This is a genomic window from Pseudomonas sp. GM79, assembly GCF_000282495.1.
GTDB lineage: Bacteria > Pseudomonadota > Gammaproteobacteria > Pseudomonadales > Pseudomonadaceae > Aquipseudomonas.
This window is the reverse complement of record NZ_AKJE01000076.1, coordinates 49,067-70,859: the sequence shown is the minus strand read 5'-3', so window position 1 is coordinate 70,859 and position 21,793 is coordinate 49,067. Positions and strand designations below refer to the sequence as shown.

At 56.1% G+C, this 21,793-nt stretch carries 15 protein-coding genes; 11 read left to right on the top strand and 4 right to left on the bottom strand.

Features of this window, described 5'->3' with window-relative positions; translation table 11 throughout:
- Nucleotides 1-7: 7 nt before the first annotated feature.
- From tssM to PMI36_RS10115, 10 genes are all read left to right on the top strand, one after another.
- Nucleotides 8-3,544 carry a type VI secretion system membrane subunit TssM gene (gene tssM, locus PMI36_RS10070; RefSeq protein WP_008073437.1) on the top strand — a complete coding sequence of 1,179 codons (3,537 nt, stop codon included), beginning with the start codon at nt 8-10 and terminating at the stop codon, nt 3,542-3,544.
- Nucleotides 3,544-4,272: a PP2C family protein-serine/threonine phosphatase gene (locus PMI36_RS10075; protein ID WP_008073436.1), complete on the top strand. Its 729-nt coding sequence runs from the start codon at nt 3,544-3,546 to the stop codon at nt 4,270-4,272. The genes tssM and PMI36_RS10075 overlap by 1 nt, the downstream gene beginning before the upstream one ends.
- Nucleotides 4,269-5,285, top strand: coding sequence for a serine/threonine-protein kinase (locus PMI36_RS10080; protein ID WP_008073434.1), 1,017 nt, complete (start codon nt 4,269-4,271; stop codon nt 5,283-5,285). Before PMI36_RS10075 ends, PMI36_RS10080 begins: the two co-directional genes overlap by 4 nt.
- Nucleotides 5,286-5,313: 28 nt before the next feature.
- Nucleotides 5,314-7,350, top strand: coding sequence for a type VI secretion system Vgr family protein (locus PMI36_RS10085; protein WP_008073433.1), 2,037 nt, complete (start codon nt 5,314-5,316; stop codon nt 7,348-7,350).
- A gap of 5 nt (nt 7,351-7,355) precedes the next feature.
- Nucleotides 7,356-8,375, top strand: a complete 1,020-nt coding sequence (locus PMI36_RS10090; RefSeq protein WP_008073431.1) for a tetratricopeptide repeat protein — start codon at nt 7,356-7,358, stop codon at nt 8,373-8,375.
- Between the two features lie 16 nt (nt 8,376-8,391).
- Nucleotides 8,392-11,427, top strand: a complete 3,036-nt coding sequence (locus PMI36_RS10095) for a hypothetical protein (RefSeq protein ID WP_008073429.1) — start codon at nt 8,392-8,394, stop codon at nt 11,425-11,427.
- Entirely contained in the window at nt 11,417-11,926 is a 510-nt protein-coding gene (locus PMI36_RS10100) for a hypothetical protein (protein ID WP_008073427.1), read from the top strand. Before PMI36_RS10095 ends, PMI36_RS10100 begins: the two co-directional genes overlap by 11 nt.
- Nucleotides 11,927-12,083: 157 nt before the next feature.
- Nucleotides 12,084-12,830, top strand: coding sequence for a lysozyme inhibitor LprI family protein (locus tag PMI36_RS10105; RefSeq protein ID WP_008073425.1), 747 nt, complete (start codon nt 12,084-12,086; stop codon nt 12,828-12,830).
- A gap of 95 nt (nt 12,831-12,925) precedes the next feature.
- Complete coding sequence (locus tag PMI36_RS10110; RefSeq protein ID WP_032830536.1) at nt 12,926-14,062, top strand: lysozyme inhibitor LprI family protein; 1,137 nt, start codon at nt 12,926-12,928, stop codon at nt 14,060-14,062.
- A 93-nt stretch (nt 14,063-14,155) separates the two neighbouring features.
- Nucleotides 14,156-15,502 (top strand): lysozyme inhibitor LprI family protein, encoded by a 1,347-nt coding sequence (locus tag PMI36_RS10115; protein ID WP_050549265.1) that lies wholly within the window; start codon nt 14,156-14,158, stop codon nt 15,500-15,502.
- 73 nt (nt 15,503-15,575) lie between these two features.
- Here PMI36_RS10115 and PMI36_RS10120 read toward each other — a convergent pair whose 3' ends face one another.
- Nucleotides 15,576-15,956 (bottom strand): DUF6124 family protein, encoded by a 381-nt coding sequence (locus tag PMI36_RS10120; protein WP_008073422.1) that lies wholly within the window; start codon nt 15,954-15,956, stop codon nt 15,576-15,578.
- Nucleotides 15,957-16,543: 587 nt separating this feature from the next.
- Between PMI36_RS10120 and PMI36_RS10125 the strand changes: the two genes are divergently transcribed.
- Nucleotides 16,544-16,927: a hypothetical protein gene (locus tag PMI36_RS10125; protein ID WP_008073421.1), complete on the top strand. Its 384-nt coding sequence runs from the start codon at nt 16,544-16,546 to the stop codon at nt 16,925-16,927.
- A gap of 261 nt (nt 16,928-17,188) precedes the next feature.
- On the opposite strand, the gene PMI36_RS10130 is transcribed toward PMI36_RS10125, so the two are convergent.
- The 3 genes from PMI36_RS10130 to PMI36_RS10140 form a co-directional block, all read right to left on the bottom strand.
- A complete protein-coding gene (locus tag PMI36_RS10130) occupies nt 17,189-18,589 on the bottom strand; it encodes an aminoacyl-tRNA deacylase and HDOD domain-containing protein (RefSeq protein WP_008073420.1) in 1,401 nt (466 codons plus the stop codon).
- A gap of 78 nt (nt 18,590-18,667) precedes the next feature.
- A complete protein-coding gene (gene recG, locus PMI36_RS10135) occupies nt 18,668-20,743 on the bottom strand; it encodes an ATP-dependent DNA helicase RecG (RefSeq protein ID WP_008073418.1) in 2,076 nt (691 codons plus the stop codon).
- Nucleotides 20,744-20,752: 9 nt separating this feature from the next.
- On the bottom strand, nt 20,753-21,682 hold the full coding sequence (locus tag PMI36_RS10140; protein ID WP_008073417.1) for a hydrogen peroxide-inducible genes activator: 930 nt from the start codon (nt 21,680-21,682) through the stop codon (nt 20,753-20,755).
- Nucleotides 21,683-21,793: the final 111 nt, after the last annotated feature.

Below are 21,793 nucleotides of genomic sequence, written 5' to 3'. Positions count from 1 at the left end.
ACGTGTGATGAAAAAGTTTTTCAAGAAAGTCGGCGCATTCCTGCGCCAGACCTGGGTCTGGACCCTGCTGCTGGTGCTGTTCGTCGCGCTGCTGGTGTGGTTCGTCGGGCCGCTGCTGGCGGTCAATGACTACAAGTTCTGGGAAGGTTCGACCTCCCGCCTGCTGACCATCAGTGTGCTGTTCCTGGTCTGGGGCCTGACCATGGTCTTCGTCAGCTGGCGCGCCGGTGTGCGCAAAAAGGCTGTGGAAGAAACCGAGGACGGCCAGGACCGTATCCGCCGTGAAGAGCTGATCGACGAAGAGCAGAAAGAGCTTCGCGTGCGCTTCAAGGATGCGTTGAAAACCCTGAAGACCTCGAGCCTCTATCGCGGTCGCAGCGAACGCTGGCGCAGCGATTTGCCGTGGTATTTGCTGATCGGCCCGCAGGGCAGCGGCAAGACCAGTCTGCTGGACTTCTCGGGGCTTGAGTTTCCGATCAACAAGATCGACCGCAAACTCACCCGCGACACCCTTGGCACTCGGCATTGCGACTGGTACTTCGCCGACCACGGCGTGCTGATCGACACCGCCGGGCGTTACCTGACCCAACCGGATGCGGAAGTCGATGGCAGCGCCTGGAGCACCTTGCTCGACCTGCTGCGCAAGCGTCGCCGCAACCGTCCATTGAACGGTGTGCTGGTGACCATCCCGGTGGAAACACTGCTGGGCGGCAGCGAGCAAGACCTCGACACCCTGGCTCGCCAAGTGCGTGCGCGTCTGCAAGACGTGCATCAGAAACTGCACGTCGACGTGCCGATTTATCTGGTGCTGAGCAAGGCCGACCGCCTGCTCGGTTTCGACGAGTTCTTCGATCAGCTGACCCGCGAAGAAAGCGATCAGGTACTCGGCACCAGCTTCCGCAAAGAGCAGAGCGGCACCGACGTGGCTGTGCTGCGCGCCGAATTCGAAGAGCTGCTGCGTCGCCTGAACAGTCAGGTGATCATGCGCATGCACCAGGAGCGCGACACCCAGCGCCGTGGCCGCATCCTCGACTTCCCGCATCAACTGGGGCAGATCGGCGAGCGTCTGTGCCTGTTCGTCGACATGGCGTTCACTGGCAACCGCTACCAGCGTGTCAGCCAGTTGCGCGGTTTCTACCTGACCAGCGCACCGCACCTGACCCAAGAGATGGACCAGACCACTGCCGGGATCGGCGCCAATCTGGGCATGAACGCCGGCGTGCTGCCGACCCTGCGCAGTGGCCGTTCGCGGTTCATTCACCATTTGCTCAGCCGAGTAATTTTCCCCGAGGCCGATCTGGCAGGTCTGGACAAGCGCGAACGCAGCCGCATCCATTGGGGCCAACGTGCGCTGTACGTCGGCGCACTGGCGGCGCTGGCGCTGTTCGGTATGTTGTGGGCCGGTGGTTTCTCGGCCAACTACGAGCGTCTGGAAAACCTGCGCTCACTGGCGCAAACCTGGAATCAGCAACGCTCGGCCCTGACTGCGCGCGATGATTCGATGGCGGTGCTCAAGACCCTCGACACCCGCTACGCGGCGACTCAGGTCTTCCCGAAAAAGGGTGACGTGTCGTACCACGAGCGCGGTGGCCTGTACCAAGGTGAAGACGTCAATCCGGTAGTCAAGGCGGCTTACGAGCGCGAGCTCGAAACGCAGTTGTTGCCGAAGGTTGCGACCCTGCTGGAAGGGCAGATCCGCGCCAACATGAAGGACCGCGAACGCCTGCTCAACAGCCTGCGTGCGTACCTGATGTTGAACATGAAGGATCGCCGCGATGCTGCTTGGCTCAAGGATTGGGTCGCCACTGACTGGTCCCTGCGCTACGCCGGCAACACTGCAGTGCAGAACGGCTTGAACACGTACTTCGAGCGATTGCTCAAGCAGCCATTTATCTACCCGCTGAACGAGCAACTGGTGGCGCAGGCGCGTCAGGTGCTGCGCAGCGAGTCGCTGGCCAACGTGGTTTACCGGATGCTGCGCGAGCAGGCTCGCAATCTGCCGGAATACCGCTTCAGCCAACACTTGGGCCCGCAGGGTGCGCTGTTTGTCGGCACCGATTACGTGATTCCGGGGTTCTACACCCAACAGGGTTATCAGCAGTATTTCTCGGTCCAGGGCACTGCACTGGTCACCGATATCCTGCGCGACAACTGGGTGCTGGGCGAAGGCTCGGGCATCAGCGGCATGGACTTGCGTCGCCTGATGGTCGAACTGGAGCAACTGTACTTCCGCGACTACGCCAATTTCTGGAGCGAAGCGGTCGGTCAGGTGGCATTGCCACCGATCAACGACGCAGGCGAGGGCGCCGAGCAACTGGCGGGCCTGACGTCCGCCAACTCCCCGGTGCTGCAACTGCTGGTGGAAGTGCGCGAGAACACCCGGTTCCCGGTGATCGCCGACAGTGCCGATGAAGCCGCCGAGGCGGCTGAAAAATTGGGCGAGAAGGGCGGCAAGCTCGGCAAACTCGCTGCGGCCGCTGCTGATAAAGCCGCAGACATGACCGCTCATATGGCAAAGCAGCTGCCCGACACCGCGAAGAAATCCCTGCAACGTCGCTTCGAACCGCTGCACCGCTTGCTGGACGACAACAACGGCCCGGCCGCTGACCTGACCCCGGCACTGACAGCACTCAACGACCTGCAACTGCAACTGTCGAGCCTGGCCCGTGCCAGCGCGCCGGAACAGGCCGCGTTCGAAATGGCCAAGACCCGCATGAGCGGCCAGCGTGATGCGCTGAGCAACTTGCGCAATGCCTCGAACCGTCTGCCGCGCCCTGTCAGCGTGTGGTTCAACGTGCTGGCCGAAGACACCTGGCGTCTGGTGCTCAACGATTCCTACCAGTACCTGAACCAGCGTTATCAGAGCGAGCTGTACAGCTTCTACGGCAAGGCGATCAACAAGCGTTACCCGTTCAGCGCCCACAGCACCAGCGACGTCGCGATCAGCGACTTCCGCGAGTTCTTCAAGGCCCAGGGCATCGCCGATCGCTTCTTCGACAACTACATGCGTCCGTTCGTGAGTGGCGATCCAGGCAACTATCGCCTGCGCAGCATTGACGGTCACAGCATGCCGATCTCCAAGGTCTACCTCGACCAGATGGCCGCGGCGCAAGTGATCCGCCAGAGCTTCTTCGCCAGCAACCCGGCCGAACCGCAAGTGCAGTTCAAACTGGAGCCGTACACCCTCGACCCGGCCGTCAGCCGTTCGGAGTTCAAGTTTGGCGACAAGACCATTGAGTACCGTCACGGTCCTATCGTGCCGGTGTCGTTCAAATGGCCGACCGACGCTGAAGACGGTCGCACCAGCCTGGTCCTCGACAAAATGGCCGGCCGCCCGATCGGCATCGAGAAGAACTCCGGCCCATGGTCGCTGTTCCGTCTGTTCGACCTGATGCAAACCGAGTACCTGACCGGTCGCGACGTGCTGGTGCTCAAGGCTGACGTGGGTGGCCTGCGCGCCAACTACTTGCTGACGAGCCAGCGCACGCCGAACCCGTTCGACATGGGCGTGCTGCGTACTTTCCGTATGCCGGTGCAGCTCTGATGCTGGTTGCCAGTCCCTGGCGCAGCGCTGCGCGTACCGATCCGGGCAAGGTTCGGGCGCGCAACGAAGATGCTTTTCTCGACTGTCCACAGCAGGGGCTGTGGGTGGTCGCGGACGGCATGGGCGGTCATCAGGGCGGCGATGTCGCTAGCCAGTTGATCGTCGCCAGCCTGGCGGAATTGCCGGTGCAGGACGACTTCGACGAACGACTCAAAGGTATTCGCCAGTGCCTGCACTGGCTCAACCGCCGATTAGGTCAGGAGTTGACCGTCACCGCCGGGCGCCACGACAGCATCATGGGCAGCACCGTGGTGGCGCTGCTGGTGGAAGGCAATCGCGCGGCCTGCATCTGGGCCGGTGACAGCCGTTGCTACCTGTGGCGCGGCCAGCGTTTGTATCAGCTGTCCAAAGACCATTCGCTGCAACAGCAACTGATCGACGAGCAGAACATGAGCGTCGAGCAAGCCCAGGCTCATCCTGCCGCCCATGCCCTGACCCGTGCGGTCGGGGCTGCCGAGCAGCTGACCCTGGACGTGCTCGAACTCGAGGTCTATCCCGGCGATGCGTTTTTGCTGTGCAGCGACGGTTTGTATCAAGGGCTGACTAGCGATGCCCTGGGCAACGCCCTGAGCCTGACCGCGCCGCACGTTGCGCTGGAACGTCTGTTCGACGGCGCTCTACGTGGCTCGGCCCGGGACAATCTGACTGCCGTGGTGATCCGCCAATGACTGAACTCATGCCGCTGATCGACGACCTGCTGGTGACCGAGGAAGAAGCCAACAACCTGACTTACTTCGCCTTCGCCACGCCTCTAAACGGAAAGCCGCATCAGGCCGAGCCTGCGCTGGCGCCGACTCGGGCCAGCGTCGGTGAATTGCCCGACGTGCTGGCGGGGCGTTACCGCATCGAGCGCCTGCTCGGTGCCGGTGGCATGGGCGCGGTTTACCGTGCACGGGATTTGCTGAGCGAACAGTTCGGCGATCCCGACCCTTACATCGCGCTGAAAATACTCAGCGAAGAATTTGCCGAATCGCCGGACGCCAGCGCCTTGCTCTACAGCGAGTTCGCCCTGACCCGACGACTGCGCCACGACAATGTGCTGCGACCGCACACCTTTGAAGTGGACACCGACTGCCAGCGCGCCTTCATCACCATGGAACTCATGCGTGGGCTGACCCTGGACAAATTACTCTGCGAGCGGCCTCTGGGCCTGCCGTGGATAGAACTGCGCGACATCGTGCTGCCGCTGCTCGACGCGCTGGCCTACGCCCACGCTCGCGGCGTGCTGCACGGCGACATGAAACCGAGCAACGTGATGCTCAGCGAGGAGGGCGTGCGCCTGTTCGACTTCGGCCTCGGCCAGGCGCAAGAAGGCATCTTGCCCGGCCTGCCGCACCTGAGCCGCAACCGCTTCAACGCCTGGACCCCCGGCTACGCCGCCCCTGAACTGCTCGAAGGCCAGCCACTCTCGGCCAGCGCGGACGTGTACGGCGTGGCCTGCGTGATCTACGAACTGGCGGGCGGCAAACATCCGTTCCGCCGCTTGCCCTCGACCGAGGCCCGCAACGGGCACCTCGAACGCGAACTGCAAGCACCCAAGCATCTACCGAAACACTGCTGGCCAGCCCTGCGAACGGCGCTGGTTTTCGATGCGGCCAAGCGCACCATCACCGCCGCCCAATTGCGTGACGCCATGGGCGCCACTTCGTCCTGGCTACAACGTCTGCGACTTCGGGCGTAACGGATGACATTCGAACAGGGAGCACTTTATGTTCAACCCAGCTAACGAAACGCACTTCAGTCTGACCGTTGAAGACTATGCCGGCGACCTGCAAGTGCTGTCGTTCACCGGCACCGAAGGCATCAGCCAGCCGTATCGCTTCGACCTCGAACTGGTCAGCGAGAACCCGGACCTGGACCTGGAAAAGCTCCTGCACAAGCAGGCGTTCCTCGCATTCGACCCGAAAGGCAGTGGCATCCACGGCCAGATCTACCGCGTCGCCCAAGGCGATGCCGGCAAGCGCCTGACCCGCTACAAAGTCTCCCTGGTGCCGCAGCTGCAATACCTGCATCACCGCACCAACCAGCGCATCTACCAGCAGATGTCGGTGCCGAAAATCATCGCGCTGATCCTCGAAGAACACGGCATCAAAGGCAACGCCTACCGCTTCCAGCTGAACACCCCGTGCCCGGACCGCGACTACTGCGTGCAGTACGACGAAACCGACCTGCACTTCGTCCAGCGCCTGTGCGAAGAAGAAGGCATTCACTACCACTTCCAGCACAGCGAAAAAGCCCACCTGCTGGTGTTCGGCGACAACCAGACCGTGTTCCCCAAACTCGGCCAGCCCACCGCCTATGTACAAGGCAGCGGCATGGTCGCCGACGAGCCGGTGATCAAAGGCTTCAAACTACGCCTGGAAACCCGCACCGGCCGCGTCACCCGCCGCGACTATGACTTCGAAAAGCCCAACCTGCGACTTGAAGCCGGCTATAAACCCGACGGCGAAAGCACCGAACCGGACCTCGAAGACTACGACTACCCCGGCCGCTTCCTCGACCGCGCGCGCGGCAAATTCCTCAGCCAACGCGCCCTCGAACGCCACCGCGCCGACTACCAGCAAGCCGAAGGCCATGGCGACCAGACCACCCTCGCCAGCGGCCACTTCCTGGAAATCTCCGACCACCCGCGCACCGAGTGGAACGACCTCTGGCTGCTCACCGAAATCGTCCACGAAGGCAAACAGCCGCAAGTGCTCGAAGAATCCGTGACCAGCGACACCACCGACAACAAAGACGACTTCCACCAAGGCTACCGCAACCGCTTCCTCGCCACCCCGTGGGCCGTGTTCTACCGCCCGGCACTGGAACACCCCAAACCCCGCGTCCTCGGCAGCCAGACCGCCATGGTCACCGGCCCCAAAGGCGAAGAAATCCACTGCGACCAATACGGCCGCATCAAAGTGCAATTCCACTGGGACCGCGAAGGGTTGGCTGATGACAAGACCAGCTGCTGGATGCGCGTTTCCTCCAGCTGGGCCGGCGACCGCTACGGCGCCATCGCCATCCCGCGCATCGGCATGGAAGTGCTCGTCACCTTCCTCGAAGGGGATCCTGATCAACCGTTGGTGACTGGGTGCCTGTACCACAAGGAAAACCAGGTTCCCTACGACCTGCCTGCGAACAAAACCCGCACCGTATTCAAAACCCTCAGCTCACCGGGCGGCGGTGGGTACAACGAACTGCGGATTGAAGACAAGAAGGGTGCGGAGCAGATCTTTATTCATGCCCAGCGGGATTGGGATGAAAACATTGAACACGACCAGAAGATTCGCGTGGGGAATGAACGCCACGACACGGTGGTGAAGAACACCTACACCGAGCTGAAGGCTGAGGAACATCGGACCACCATTGCGGATCGCAAGAGTGAAGTGCGGATGGATGATCACCTGACGGTTGGGCAGAACCAGCATGTGAAGTTGGGGACTGCGCAGCTGACCAGTGCGGGGAAAGAGATTCACCTCAAGGCTGGGGACAAGATTGTTATCGAGGCTGGGATGGAGCTCACGGTTAAGGCCGGGGGGAGTTTTATCAAGCTGGATGCCGGTGGTGTGACGGTTGTTGGGCCGGTGGTGAAGATTAATGCGGGTGGTTCGGCGGGGAGTGGGACTGGGATTGGGATTAAGCCGCCGGTGCTGCCGGGGGCGGCGGATAAGGATAAGGCGGGGAGTTTGATGGATCAGGCGTTGGGGAATGCGGTGCCTGAGAAGGTTAAGCCGAAGGCTTTTTTTGTGTTTTCTGAGTGATTGATATGAATCGTATTTTTAAGGAGAGCAATGGATTCGCGGCAGCGGTATTCATCGCGTCGCTATTGAGCCTGTTTCATGACAGCGTTTTTGCAGATGAGTGCCCATCCCAGGATTTCGCTCAGTTCCTTCCGGCGTTCTCTGCAAATACTGAAGTCCAGGAGCGATTGACCGCAATGACGGTGAAGTCGCTGGTTTTAAAACCTGCAGGAGAGCAGGGGGCTTTTGAGCCACAAACGACCAGAGTTAACAGTTCCACTTTGGTGTTTCCACTTATGGCGCCCATAGCCCCAGACAAGACTGAAGGTGTTGAAGTCGAAGCCGTTGACGGCAGTCACTTCAACGTTGTGGATAAGCGAGCGGGTAATAGCTACATCAAGATCTTCAACTTTTCACGGCAGACTTGCTGGGTGCTTGAGGGAGTTGAGGATTGGTCGATCAATGAGAAAGACCTTGTTGGAGCGAGTACTGCGACCATGAGTATCGCCGAGAATTTTTGTTATCAACGTGCGCGAACCTACGGGCGGCTTGGTGGGTTGGATAAATACTCTCTGACGGGAGAGTTCTTTGAAGCCGCGTTGGAAAACTACGTGTGTGCAGCGGCTTCCGGTGATCCTCAGGCGAGTCTCAATGCTGCCAGCTTGAGTCTTTCCGGAATGGCATCGCAGCTGGAGACAGATAAGGTCGAGACCCTATTCAAGGTTGCAGCCACTACCCTCGCAAGCGGCGCTTCTGCTTTGTCCACATTCTATTGTTATGGCAATGACACTGACCCTGACGGCCCTTGTCAGCATCCTGAGGAGGCAGAAAGGGAGCTGATTCGCGCCGCATCAATGAGCTCACCTGACGCTATGAATAAACTAGGCGATACATTCGAGACTGGTAGATTGGTAACTAAGGATATGTCCAGAGCCATGTATTGCTATCGCTTGGCCGCCAGTAAAGGAAATGCCATCGCCCTGAATAATTTAACCAGATTAAAATCGCAAGCCGCTGAAGTCACTGAAGCCAGCCATTGCTACTAATTTGCAGGATGCAGAAATGACAGAACCATTAGATTTAACGGGTAACTACGAGAATCATGGCTACGTATACAAGATGGGTGGCGATGGCATAAAAACAAATGCTGCCGGTAATAAATTAATCGATTGTTCGCATATGGTTAATTTGTTGCTGACGGGTGCTGGCTACAAAATTCCATATGAAGATACGCGGGTGATGGTGGACTCCACTTATTACACAAGCGTCGTGCCCCCAGACGTCAAGAAAGGTGACATTGCTCTTTGGATTAATGAGGATCCGTTGGGCGGTGGTGATAAGTTATTCCATACTGGTATTGTCGTACAAGTTAACCCGGCCGGTACGGCTGGGAAGTTTTTTGGAGCGCAAACAAGAAAAGGGCCGTCGTTTACTTATTTTGGCACCAAAGATCCGGCGTTCTACTGGCCTGTTCCAACAAAGTTTCTCAGGGCTAAAGAAGAGTACAGAACTGGTGCGGCGGAATCGCCGGCACCAGCGCCCGCGCCCGCTTCTTCTCCAGCGGGCTCTGAGCCTGTTATAGGCTTTCAATTTCCCATAAGAAAAGCTGATGGAAAGCAATTCGATAGTGCAAATGAACTTTATACCGCCATCGAAAATGAGACCTCAGGTCAATATTTATTGGGGAGCTATAATTTTTGGCACGGTGGCATTCATATCAGCGATGCAAGTGCATCTTACTGTGTGAAAAATGAACCTGTTCGATGCATGGCGGATGGCGTGGTTGTAGCCTATCGCCTTAACGAAGACTATTTACAGTCCGAATACTCTGGAGAAAAGCCGGCCAAGCTAAAATACTCCAACTCCTTCTGTTTGGTTCGGCATGACTACAAATCGCCCGTCAATTCCGAAGAGGGTGCGAACAAAGGAAAGCAAAACAGCTTGGTGTTTTTTAGCCTCTATATGCACCTCGTACCTTACAGGGGGTATTTGCCAACTGAGGAAGAGTTGGGGAAGCCAAAGATAAAATTCACGGCGGGCGATTATATGGCCCGCAGTGATCTGGAGGATGGGCCGGGGTGCGAGAAGTATGGGGTGATTTCCGTTGGCGCCGTCTTTGAAGTTTTAGAGGAAAAACTTGCCAGTAACGATATCACTTATGCCAGAGGTAAGTTATTGAGCGGAAAGGTTTCCAAGAGGAAATTAGGACAAGAAGCATGGTTTGCTTACAAAAAGGACGGTGTAGCATTAAAGAATAAAAAAGACACCGCGATTTGGACCGCAATATTGCCTCCGGAACGAACTCGGCCAGGTTATTGGAAAGGGCTAGTAAAGGCTCGTGTCAGCGCTCCTAACGGATTGCCGCTGTTCTCAGCGCCCCAAGTGATTGCTAACGGTGAAAGTGCTGGTGAGCCGCTTGGAGAAATGGCGCTTTGTTTGAATAGTGAAATTAAGTTTGATGGTACTAACGTATTTAATCTGAAAGTCGGAAGTTCTCTTGTTCGGATGGCTGAGTGCACCTGTTTGTCAGGTGGCTTGAGAGGCGCAGGAACTGTGCCGTCAACTTTTTGGGCATGTGTGGAGGACATCGGTAAAGCTCGAATGGTCACGTGGGATGAGGTCACACCTATCGAATTCGATAAGGTGATCGCTTGCCAGGCGGCTATCAAAGCGGGCCATCCAATAGGGTTTTTAGGCTTGCAGGAAAATCTTGGGAAAGTTGAGGGTACGACCTCCAGTAAATATCACACTCATATTGAGATTTTCACCAGTGACACGGGGCTCGAAAAATTCTTACAAAATGAAGCAGCCCTGAAAATTGGAATGAGTTATATGACTCTTCCAGCAGGTACGGTACTCACCAGCAAGACACCTACGGGCCAGTCTTCGACCCTTGGATCTAGACATATAGTCCCTATGGGATCGGTATCTGTATTCAAGGATTTAACGGGGGTTGAGTGGTATGAGCTGACTGTTACAGAGAAGGACAAAAAGCTGACGGGTTTGATTAAAAAGGCTGATGTAACCTTTACGTCATCGGGTGCTCAGCTGATATCTCAACATGACTGGGCAAAGTTAGGGTTTACGGTTGTCAAAGAGGGCGATGAAAATTCAGACGGTTTTCTCGATCCTGACTCAATGCCGCCTTTTTTCAAGGAGTTGTATTCGAAACTGGATGCGCTAGGTGACAAAGATGGTGAAATTACTTCAGTGGACTTGAACTCAGCGTTAAAAAACGTGGAGTTTCTGGATGGCTGGACAAAGTTAATTGCTTATCATCCCACCGAATGGCAGGCGAAATCTTCCGAGCCGAAGTGGAGTCGTCTTGATAAATTACTCGCGGAGTCTCCAAAATTATTGGAACATGAAAAGGAGCGGATAGATAAGCTGGTTTTTTGGGACGAGTTGGCGGGAGCTCTACAAATACCACTGCCGAAGCAGGTCTATCATTTTCACCCGATAGCTTTCGTAAATAATTTCATGAAGTTTGCCGTGCCTGGAAAAGGCTGGGCGCACAGTGCGTTTGCTAATTTGCTTGCAAGTGTAGAGTCGAATAACGATTACACTGCTTACAATAAAACGAAGGGTGGAAGACAATCCTTTTATAAAACTGATTTGACGACGTGGACGATCGCTGAACTACAGAAAAAGCAGAAGGATCGTGATGTTCTTGCGGCGGGTCGCTATCAGATGATTCCTGATACGATTAATGGTGCTGTGAAAAAGCTTGAGCTTGATACCAGTCTTAAGTTTGATGAAGAGATGCAGGACAAAATTTTCGAAGAATACTTAATAAGAGTTAAGCGCAAGGCGTTCGTCCAGTATCTGGAAGGGGATGGCGACATCGAAAAAGCTGCTTACGCCTGGGCTTTAGAATTCGCCTCGGCAGGTGTGAGAAAAGGTAAAACTATAAGCTCCGTGCCGAAGATAGATGAGGACGGAAACGTCGAAATGAAAGACGGAAAAACGGTGATGTTAGCCAGGGTCGCAAGCTTTGAAGGACAGTCGTATTATGATGGCGATGGTCTAAATGCCGCTCACATATTACCAGTTGATATGGTTCGCGTTCTGGAGGAGTCAAAAAATAATGGCAAGTAAGTTGTTGGCGTTTCGTTTGTTTTGGTTGGGCGCACTTTTTCTGTTTTCGTGTTTCGCTAAGGCTGACACACCGCGGTTCGAAAACTATAAAGTCGACGAAATATTTCAGGGCGAACATCATGATGTTGTGGTGGGTGATGAAAATAAAAGCTGGGCTGAGGGGCGAAAGAATGCCATTAAGCGCCCCGTAAATTTTGCTGGTCATTACGTGGTTTACGCAAACGGCTGTGGTGGCGGCGCGATATGTGGGGAGGTTCTTGACGTGAAAACCGGTGAGGTTGTTACATCATTCCCTAATGCTTATTACATAGTTGGAAGTGACGGAACAGCACCCTATGCGGCCGTCTACAAACCGAACAGCAAATTGCTCGTGATTATGGGTGTCGCAGCCGACCCAGAGGTAGATGTAAATGGTAACGACCTCGAAGAAGGTAACAGACAGCGTTTCTACGAGTTCGATGGCAAGGCGCTCCATTTAATAGATCTTGTCGATCAGTGACTCCGGTTATCACTCCGAGGAGAAGGAGATGGGTTTAGCTAAATCCGTCCCCCTCCTATCTTTTACTTCTTCGGAAAATAGCAAAAAGGGGACGGATTTATTTGTAAAGTAGGTTTAGCTTTAGATAAATAAAACTATCTCCATTATTTAGAATTAAATGGAATTAAGTCCTGTGGTTAAAAATATAATTTTCTTGGCATGCTCAGCATTTTTTGTATTTGGCGTCGCTACCGTTCAAGCAGAACCGTTCTATTCCGCGAAGATATTGCAAGCCGACTATTCTGCGCCCCCTAACTTGAGACTACTAATTAGAATTCAAGATGTAGAAACGGGAAGTAATGAGCCGAGCGGCTCTACTCGAGCGGACTGTATGCGTGCTAGCAAGTCAGCTGCTCAGCCTGGGCCAACCCCTTGCTTTTCTTTCGAACTGGATGAGGGAAATGGAAATGTCAGTGTTTTAAAGCAGACTCTGCTAAATGATCCGCAACGGGGAAGCGACCCAATTTATATTGAGTTGCTTTACAAGTCGGAGCAGGAAAAAAATCAATATGGGTGGTTTGATAATAAAACGGTCAAGCTAAGAGTTGATGATAATAATGGATTGAATAACTGGGATGCGGATCTACCTCAGAGTTTGCCTCAAGTAAAAATAGTGCAAGAGAGCGATATTTATCAGTTGGTTTTGGCGGATGCGGATGCGCTGCTTAATTCGGCTTACCATGATAAGGCAAATCGTTTAAATGACGAAAAAAGAACCGCGTTTCGTGAGGTTCAACGAGCTTGGATAAAACTTCGGGATCTCGAGTGCGTAAAGTCTATATATGGTGAGCAATCTGCTAGTTGCTTGATTCGTCTGACCCTTGATCGTGCCAGGCAAATCGCAGTTGCTCCGCCATCAAAATAAATGAAAAATAAAAGTAAGAATCTCGTCGGTCCAATTCTATGTTTTTAATAAATAGACGAGGCTTAGTTGTTTTCCTTAAGTTTTATGGTTGTTTAATGAAAAAATTAAAATTCCTTTCTGCAGGAGTGTCGCTTGTTTCACTACTGCTGCTCAGCTCTTATACGTATTCGGCAAGCTTTGACTGCCACAAAGCCTCAACAGAAGTAGAGAGGAAAATCTGCGGAACTCCGTATTTATCTACTCTGGATGAACAGTTGAGCGCAGCTTTCAAACTATTAAAAAATCTACATACGTTCCAGATTATTGAAAGTGAATGGCTTGAGACGCAGCGCAACACCTGCGAATCAACTGAGTGTTTGGTAGACGCTTACGATCAACAAATTCGTTTTCTAACACCGTTGCCGGAAAACGCTCCTGTTACTGAAAAAGATATCAAGCTTCTGCCGGCGGACAAAATATATACGCAAAGTTTTCGCTCGTGGAGAACTGTGGAGCTAGCGGGACTTCCGAACGAGAAGGGCGTTACTGAGCGTTATCTCCTTTCCGCAGAAATGTTGGCAGGGATGCTACATGTCATCATTTTCGAAGGGCACTACGATACCCAGTTGTCTGTTTATAGGGGGAATCTGTATGAATATGTGGATAGAAATCCAATAGCACAACCCATTATCCACACCATTGCTAAAGATATCGGATTTGATGGCGCGCTAAGTTTAGGCGGAAATGACGAAGGCAAAAGGTTCGCCGGGATTTTAGATGGGGCATTTTACTATCGGGAACAGATAACTAGAAAGCAGCAGAAAGGTATGGTTTACAAGCTGGGGTCGAATGCACAACCTAAGGAGACTAGCTTGCTGATTCAGCAGTGGTCAAATAGCACTGATCACGCCATAGGCGGGTTACTATTCGGTACCGTTGAAATGTTTGGACCTATAAAGGCGTATTATTCGCACTCCTCTGGAGAGGAAACTATTGCACCTGTCGATACACCGGGAAATGACTGGTATATTTACACCCCGATTTGGAGTAAGTCGCGTCCAGTTTTTTATTTTAAGAATGGCAGCAGAACAATCTGGCGTGCCAATATCCTAGATAAGACACTCACCAAGATAGTCAGTGGAGCCGATGAGGATTTAATTCAGAATCCCACGCCAGTAGAAATTAACGGTCGCGAAGCTGTCGTGTATCTTCATGGTTGTCTTCTGAAGATCGCTATCGCGCCAGATGAATGAGTGTGAATTTTTCATCGGCGATGAAGTGGGATGTAGATGTTTCTATGGGAGGTTATGGCTTATATGACATGTTCAATGACTGATCGCTTTTCTATGATCGCGTTTTGTACGCTAGTTGTTATTTTTTCTTCGCTGGCACAAGTTGTATTTGCGCAGGACGCTTGTGACAAAATAACTACGAGTTCTCAGGGTGAGAGATGCTCCGTAAGTTCGAAGTCAGCTGCTGATTTGCAGTTAAATATCAGCTATCAGCAACTCATGGTGCGGCTTGAGGGCGGCAACCGGACTGATCCCGTTGTCGCTGCTGGCTATATGGCGAAGGTTAAAGAGTCTCAACGGGCCTGGATCAAATTGCGTGATACAGACTGCCTACTCGATGCGTTTGAAGCAGAGCCTGGCTCGTCTGCGTATGTGACAGCCGTGAACAATTGCGTTGCGAGTATGAGTCGCGATCGCTCTGCCTTCCTGGACAACATTGCGTCCGACAATGGGAGTGGCTCAGTGATTGGGCGTGGATCATGTCCATCCTCAGACTTCGCGCAGTTTCTGCCAGCGTTTTCCGCCAATGCGGAGTCCCAGAAGCGCCTAACCGCACTGGCGGTGAAAATATTGGTGTTGAAGCGGACCTCGGATCCAGGTCGATTTGAACCGCAAATTACTGCGGAGACTGGCTCCAGTTTGGCGTTTCCGTTGATGGCCGCGATGGAGGGCAAGACTGAAGGGGTTGAGATCGAAACGGTCGACGACACTCACATGAACGTTGTGGATAAACGAGCCGGTAACAGCAACATCAAGATTTTTAACTTTGCTAAAAAGTCGTGCTGGTCGCTGGTGGGGATTGAGGATTGGTCGATCAGTGAGAAGGAGCTTGTCGCACCCGGTAGACCCGGAATGAGCCGCGCCGAGAACTTCTGTTATCAACGCGCAGAGGGTTTGGGTGGTTTAGGGGCACTTGAACAATACCGGTTGACTAAGGAGCTGTATGAAGCATCCTTGGAAAATTACGTATGTGCTGCAGAGTCGGGCGATCCACGGGCGAGTCTGTCGGCTGCAAGTTTGAGTCTTTCGCAGATGGCACCTCAATTGGAAACCAGCAAGCTTGAGGCATTGTTTAAGGCCGCAGCAACGACGCTGCCGGACGGGGCGCTGAGTCTTTCCATGTTTTACTGTACTGGTAATTCCACCGATTATGACGGCCCTTGCCAGCACCCCGAACAGGCAGAAAAGGAGCTTATTCGCGCGGTTTCCATGGGTTCTACGAATGCGCTCAACTCTCTGGCTTCCTCTTTTGAGAGTGGCGACCTAGGAACCAAAGATATGTCTCGAGCGTTGGCCTGTTATCAATTGTCTGCCGGCAAAGGTGACCAGGCGGGTATCAACAACGTGAAGCGCTTGGAATCACAAGGCACAGAATCGATCAAGGCAAGTCACTGTATTTAAAGCTCCGAGCGCAGACGTGACCAATGCATTTTGAATGAAAGAAGGGGACGTTAAGTCCCCTTCGTATTTTTTGCTACCCCTTCGCCCGATACTCCGCCGGATTCGGCGAATCAATATGATCCAGCGCTCGCTCCACCAATAACCGGACCCCATCCGCCAATCTGCTGAGCGCCAAGGCTAAGGAGCGCCGTGTACCGTCCACGTCGTCGGCCAGGTTGGCGGCGATGGCGCTGATGGACAGCAGGTCTTCTGAGGCGTTGGCCAGGAGGGCTTCGGTGTCGATGTCGGGGGAGACGGTGAAGAGTTTGCCTTTGCGCTTGGGTTTTTCGTTGGGTGGCGGGGCGAAATGGTGGTCAAGGGCGCGTTCGGCAGCTTCGTGGAGTTTTCTGGAATCGAAGGATTCGTAAGGGGATGTAGCTGGGTTTTCTGGGGGATTCGGTGTTGGCTTGATCATTTGAGTAGTACCGATATTAGGAGCTAACACCGTTTCGCTTGCGCTTCGAATGAGGTGGCAGCTGTGTATAGGTGTGCAAGACCGGAATCGGCAAACCGGCAAACCCGAAGGTCTCCCATACACAGCCGCCATAACGATTCGCGAGCATAAGAAAACGCTCGATGAATAGCCATAACCGATTGTGTGCCGATTCTGGACTTGCACGTCCGAGTCACCGATTTTGCGGTGACGAACAGAGGTTATCGATGAGGGGCCAAGCTGCCTAGTTCATGGACAGCCCGGCGTTTTGAAGGAAATGTCCGAGAAGTTTGAGGGCATCAAGATCAAAAGATCGCAGCTTTCGGCAGCTCCTACAGGAATGTGTTTCTTCAGGTGTAGGGCGGGTGTTGGGTGTGACGCGGAGCGTCACGGATGCATTCCCACGCGGGAGCATGGGAACGATCAAGGTGGAGGCGGGGAAAGCGTGACTTGGCGGTCATCATGCGGGAAAAGCGGTTCATCTTCTTCTAACGCAACCCGACGGTGGCGTTCTGGCTTGAAGCCGCTACACTGCGCCAGCCGTTCATTTCTTCTTTGAGGCTGTGCGCATGAAATTTCGTTTTCTTCTGTGGATGCTGGGTTTGTTGATGGGTAAGGCCAGTCGGACTAATCCTGCGTTTCAGCAGCAGTTGGGTGACAAGGCATTGGTGTTCCAGCTACAGACCCTGGACGGGAAGGTAGCGCGGCATTTCTTTGTGAAGGATCAGCGCATTACCAGCAAGTCCGGCGTGTATGCCGAGCCTGCGTTTGCGATTGCCTTTAAAGACGCGGCGTATGGCTTTGCCACGATGCAGGCGAAGAACAAGCAGTTGGCGTTTATGACCGGGATTCAGGACAAGTCGATTCAGATCAAGGGGAATCCGGCGTTGGTGATCTGGTTTCAGGGGTTGACCAAGTATTTGAAGCCTAGGAAGGCTAAGGCTAAGGCCTGACGCAGGTCTTTGGTCAAAGGGCTTTTGTGGCGAGGGAGCTTGCTCCCGCTGGGCTGCGAAGCGGCCCTGAGATCTGAGACTGGGTTTTATCAGGTATACCGAGTTGGCTGGTTTGCGACGGCTGCGCAGTCGAGCGGGAGCAAGCTCCCTCGCCACAGGGTTGTGGTGATTCAGGTAGATCGGCGGGGGATTCATCGCGGGCAAGCCCGCTCCCACAGGGATCGCGTAAATCCTGTGGGAGTGGGCTTGCCCGCGATGCTTTCAGGCCTGGCTGAATTGCGAAGCCAGTTCGCGCAGCAGCACTTCAGCCTCAAGCACTTTGCTGACCACGTCGTTGGCTTTGTCGCGGGTCAGGCCGACGCGTTCCAGCAATGCGTCGGGAATGTCTTCATCCGGGCCGGAGCCGATGCCGCGGCTGCGCAGCAAACGTACGGCCAGGCAGACGAGGTTCGGGTATTCGGCGTAGTCGCCGTCGTAGCTTGGGTCGTGCTGGAAGCGCAGGGCGGTGGCCAGTTCGTCGGGCATGTCCCAGAAGCGCATCAGCCATGAGCCGATCTGTTCGCGGCTGATGCCCAGCAGGTGTTGTTCCACGTAGCTGTGGCACAGGTGCGGGTTGACTTCCAGGTGGCGGCAGATCAGCGAGAAGTGCGGCGGGAATACGTGGGCCAGCAGCAAGTAACCGAAGTTGTGCAGCAGGCCGGCGAGGTAGGTCAGGCCGGCTTCCGGGCGCTGGGCGCGGGGCATGGCGCGGGTCAGGCCTTCGATGACGGCGGCGGTGTAGATCGATTGCTGCCAGTACGGCGTGGTGTGTTGCGGATGGTCTTTGGGCAGGCTCAGGGTTTTGCCCAGGGCCAGGCCCAGCGCCAGGTTGATCACCAGGTCGAAACCCAGCACTCGGACGATGGCGTCTTCTACTGAACGAATCTTGCCCGGCGAGGCGTAGTACGGTGACGCAGCCCAGCTGACGACTTGTGCAGCCAGGGCCGGGTCTGTTTCCACTACGCCGGTGATGTCGTCGATGGTGGCGTTGGGGTCGACGCGCAGTTTGATGATTTTCTGCGCGGTTTCGGCCAGCGGCGGAATCTCGATGGTCTCTTCCAGACGCTGCTGGATGCGTCGCGCGGTGAACGCTTGCACGGCCTGGGTGATTTCCTCGCGGTCATCATCAGGGCGGTCGAGGTTCGGGCGGATGCGGTTCACGGCTTCGCCGAAATTGCCGGCGCTGGCCTTGGTCAGCATGGTTTTGAAATCGTCGCTGGAGATTTCCAGCAGCACGCCCGGCTCGCCCGAGTTGATCAGCAACGTCGGTTCGCGCAGCAGGCTTTCTTCATACAGGCACGGCGAACTGGTGAGCGCCGGCAGGCCGGGCAGCAGGCTCAGGCTGTGTTTGCCGAGCATTTTTACCAGGCGTTCGGTGGATACAGCGGTCAACCGGCGACCGGTGAGTTCGGCGAGGCGGTTGAGGTCCAGCAATTGGCTCTGGGGAAAAAGCACCATGAGCGCGCCGACGGCATCGTCCAGCAGAACCGCCTGCACTTTACGCGCGGCGTTCAGGCCGTGATGGTCGAGGACTTCTTCGTAGGCGATGCCCAGCTTGCCGAGCAGCAGCCGAATAACAGACGGAGCGTGCGGGGTTTCGGGGGCGAGGGCAGCTTCTGTCATGGTCTGTATCCGTTTGCAAACAATTGCAGGAGTATAACCAGCTTGATTAACGCCAGGGTCCAGAAACTGCGACAGTGCTCACACTTGGCCGTATTGCTGCCCATGGCGTAGCCAGCGGTCGAGCAGCGGGCTGACGTGATCCGGCCAGCGCTCGAGCAAAGCCTGAGCGGCGTCGCGTACGGCGGGCAGTAAGTCGGCGTCGCGCATCAGGTCGGCGACCTTGAATTGCAGCAGACCGGTCTGCCGTGTGCCGAGCATTTCGCCGGGGCCGCGCAGTTCGAGGTCTTTTTCGGCGATGACGAAACCGTCGTTGGTTTCGCGCATGATGCCCAGGCGCTGACGGCCGATCTGCGACAGCGGCGGATGGTAAAGCAGCACGCAATGGCTGACGGCGCTGCCCCGACCGACACGGCCACGCAGTTGGTGCAGCTGCGCGAGGCCGAGGCGTTCGGGGTTTTCGATGATCATCAGGCTGGCGTTGGGCACGTCCACGCCGACTTCGATCACGGTAGTGGCGACCAGCAGTTGCAGGTTGCCGGCCTTGAACTCGGCCATCACCGCAGCTTTCTCGGCGGGCTTCATGCGACCGTGGATCAAGCCGACTTTCAACTCGCCGAGGGCGGCGGTGAGGTCTTCATAAGTGGTTTCGGCGGCCTGGCAGGTCAGCTCTTCCGACTCTTCGATCAGCGTGCATACCCAATAAGCCTGACGCCCTTCGGCACAAGCGCCGCGCACGCGCTCGATCACTTCGACGCGACGGGTGTCGGTGACCAGCACGGTGTTCACCGGGGTACGGCCGGGCGGCAGTTCGTCGAGGATCGAGGTGTCGAGGTCGGCGTAGGCGCTCATGGCCAGCGTCCGGGGGATCGGCGTGGCGGTCATGATCAACTGGTGCGGACACATCCGCCCGCCGACGCCTTTCTGTCGCAATGCCAGGCGCTGCTGCACGCCGAAGCGATGTTGTTCGTCGATGATCGCCAGTGCCAGGTTCTTGAACTGCACCTCTTCCTGAAACAACGCGTGGGTGCCGACCACCATTGGCGTGCCGTTGGCGATTTGCTCCAGCGCGGCCACGCGGTTTTTGCCCTTGAGCTTGCCGGCCAGCCACGCGACTTCGATGCCCAGCGGTTCGAGCCAGCGCTTGAAGGTGATGAAATGCTGCTCAGCGAGAATTTCTGTGGGCGCCATTAATGCGACTTGATACCCGGCCTCCAGCGCTTGCAGTGCGGCGAGGGCAGCGACCACGGTTTTGCCGGCGCCGACGTCGCCCTGAATCAGCCGCAACATCGGCTCGTGCTGACTGAGGTCGTAAGCGATTTCGTTGCCGACCCGTTGTTGGGCGCCCGTTGGGGTGAAGCCGAGGTTGGCCAAATACTGTTGTGGCAGCTTGGTGGCTTTTGGCATCGACGGCGCGCGCAGGGCACGCATGCTCTCGCGCAGGCGCTGCTGGGACAGTTGATGGGTCAACAGCTCTTCGAAGGCCAAACGGTGTTGCGCCCAGTGATGACCGAGGGCGAGTTCGTCGACATCGGCATCGGCGGGCGGGTGATGCAGGTAACGGATCGCATCGGCCAACGGCGCCAGTTGATAGTCCCGGGCCAGTTCGGTCGGCAGCCAGTCGGGCAGGCTGCTGGGGCCGAGCAGGGTCAGGGTTTGCATGCACAACTGGCGCAAACGCTGTTGGGTCAGGCCTTCGGTGAGCGGGTAGACCGGGGTCAGGGTTTCATCCACCGGCGGCGGCTCGTCGCCGGTGATGGCGCGGTATTCCGGGTGGTAGATCTCCAGTCCCGAGGCACCGGGCCGCGCTTCGCCGTAGCAGCGAATGCGCGTGCCGCGTTTGAGACCTTCTTTCTGGGCGTTGCTGAAATGGTAGAAGCGCAAGCTGAGCCCGCCGGTGCCGTCCTGCAGACGCACCACAAGGCTGCGGCGCCGGCCCATGACCACGTCGGCACCGCTGACGGTGCCTTCGATCACGGCGTCTTGCCCAGGTCGCAAATGGCCGATCGGGACCACACGGGTGCGGTCCTGATAACGCAGCGGCAGGTGGAACAGCACGTCCTGGAGGTTCTCCAGGCCGACCTTGGCCAGTTTCTCGGCCATGGCTTCGCCGACACCCTTGAGTGCCGTCACCGACACGTGCGACAACTCGGTCATGGCAGCGACTTAACCGGCCACCACCGGCGCTGGCGGCTTGGCCACCGAGCACAGGCGAATGGAGTCGGCGAGGATTTCAATCGCCTTCGGCCGCGGAAAGCTCGCGCGCCAGGCGATGGCCACGGTGCGAAACGGCACGGGCGCGCTCAGTGGGCGCACTTCGATCACGCCTGGGGCGTAGTGGTGGCTGTCCACCGCCGATAGCGGCAGGATCGAAATGCCCAGGCCCGATGCGACCATGTGGCGGATGGTTTCCAGCGAGCTGGATTCCACCGTGGTGTGCTTGGCGCCGTCGTTGCCTTTGGTCAGGGTCGGGCAGGCTTCCAGTACTTGATCGCGGAAGCAGTGGCCTTCGCCGAGCAGCAGCAGGCTCTTGTCGTTGAGCAGGGCGGCGTCGATGGATTCTTTTTGCGTCCACGCATGCTGGGCCGGCATCAGCACGTAGAACGGCTCGTCGTAGAGCTGCAAGGTCAGCACGTCGGCTTCGTTGAACGGCAGGGCGATGATGATCGCGTCGAGCTCGCCGTTGCGCAGTTTGTCGCGCAGCACGTGGGTGAAGTTTTCTTCGATGTACAACGGCATCTGCGGGGCGACCCGGTGCAGTTGTGGAATCAGGTGCGGAAACAGGTACGGGCCGACGGTGTAGATCGCGCCGACTTTCAGCGGCGCGGTCAGCTGGTTCTTGCCGGCCTGGGCCAGTTCGCGGATGCCTTGGGCCTGTTCCAGGACTTTCTGTGCCTGGGCGACAATGCCTTCGCCGACCGGAGTCAGGCGCACGGCGCTCTTGCTGCGCTCGAAAATCAGCACACCGAGTTCGTCTTCAAGCTTTTTCACGCCCACCGACAGGGTCGGCTGGCTGACGTGGCAACGCTCGGCGGCGTGGCCGAAGTGCTGCTCTTGGGCGAGGGTAACGATGTAGCGTAATTCTGTCAGAGTCATAGCAAGCGTCCATGAAGTTGCGGGCCAAGCATACCGGCTGCAATCGATAGACGCACGTTATCAGACTGAGTGTGTTGAGTGACACTGGGCAATGCAGGTTTGCCGTTGCCA

What these genes read in the sequence shown, in the direction of transcription:
- tssM (WP_008073437.1), top strand. Translation starts at nt 8, where the DNA reads ATGAAAAAGTTTTTCAAGAAAGTCGGCGCATTCCTGCGCCAGACCTGG.
- PMI36_RS10075 (WP_008073436.1), top strand. Translation starts at nt 3,544, where the DNA reads ATGCTGGTTGCCAGTCCCTGGCGCAGCGCTGCGCGTACCGATCCGGGC.
- PMI36_RS10080 (WP_008073434.1), top strand. Translation starts at nt 4,269, where the DNA reads ATGACTGAACTCATGCCGCTGATCGACGACCTGCTGGTGACCGAGGAA.
- PMI36_RS10085 (WP_008073433.1), top strand. Translation starts at nt 5,314, where the DNA reads ATGTTCAACCCAGCTAACGAAACGCACTTCAGTCTGACCGTTGAAGAC.
- PMI36_RS10090 (WP_008073431.1), top strand. Translation starts at nt 7,356, where the DNA reads ATGAATCGTATTTTTAAGGAGAGCAATGGATTCGCGGCAGCGGTATTC.
- PMI36_RS10095 (WP_008073429.1), top strand. Translation starts at nt 8,392, where the DNA reads ATGACAGAACCATTAGATTTAACGGGTAACTACGAGAATCATGGCTAC.
- PMI36_RS10100 (WP_008073427.1), top strand. Translation starts at nt 11,417, where the DNA reads ATGGCAAGTAAGTTGTTGGCGTTTCGTTTGTTTTGGTTGGGCGCACTT.
- PMI36_RS10105 (WP_008073425.1), top strand. Translation starts at nt 12,084, where the DNA reads ATGGAATTAAGTCCTGTGGTTAAAAATATAATTTTCTTGGCATGCTCA.
- PMI36_RS10110 (WP_032830536.1), top strand. Translation starts at nt 12,926, where the DNA reads ATGAAAAAATTAAAATTCCTTTCTGCAGGAGTGTCGCTTGTTTCACTA.
- PMI36_RS10115 (WP_050549265.1), top strand. Translation starts at nt 14,156, where the DNA reads ATGATCGCGTTTTGTACGCTAGTTGTTATTTTTTCTTCGCTGGCACAA.
- PMI36_RS10120 (WP_008073422.1), bottom strand. Translation starts at nt 15,956, where the DNA reads ATGATCAAGCCAACACCGAATCCCCCAGAAAACCCAGCTACATCCCCT.
- PMI36_RS10125 (WP_008073421.1), top strand. Translation starts at nt 16,544, where the DNA reads ATGAAATTTCGTTTTCTTCTGTGGATGCTGGGTTTGTTGATGGGTAAG.
- PMI36_RS10130 (WP_008073420.1), bottom strand. Translation starts at nt 18,589, where the DNA reads ATGACAGAAGCTGCCCTCGCCCCCGAAACCCCGCACGCTCCGTCTGTT.
- recG (WP_008073418.1), bottom strand. Translation starts at nt 20,743, where the DNA reads ATGACCGAGTTGTCGCACGTGTCGGTGACGGCACTCAAGGGTGTCGGC.
- PMI36_RS10140 (WP_008073417.1), bottom strand. Translation starts at nt 21,682, where the DNA reads ATGACTCTGACAGAATTACGCTACATCGTTACCCTCGCCCAAGAGCAG.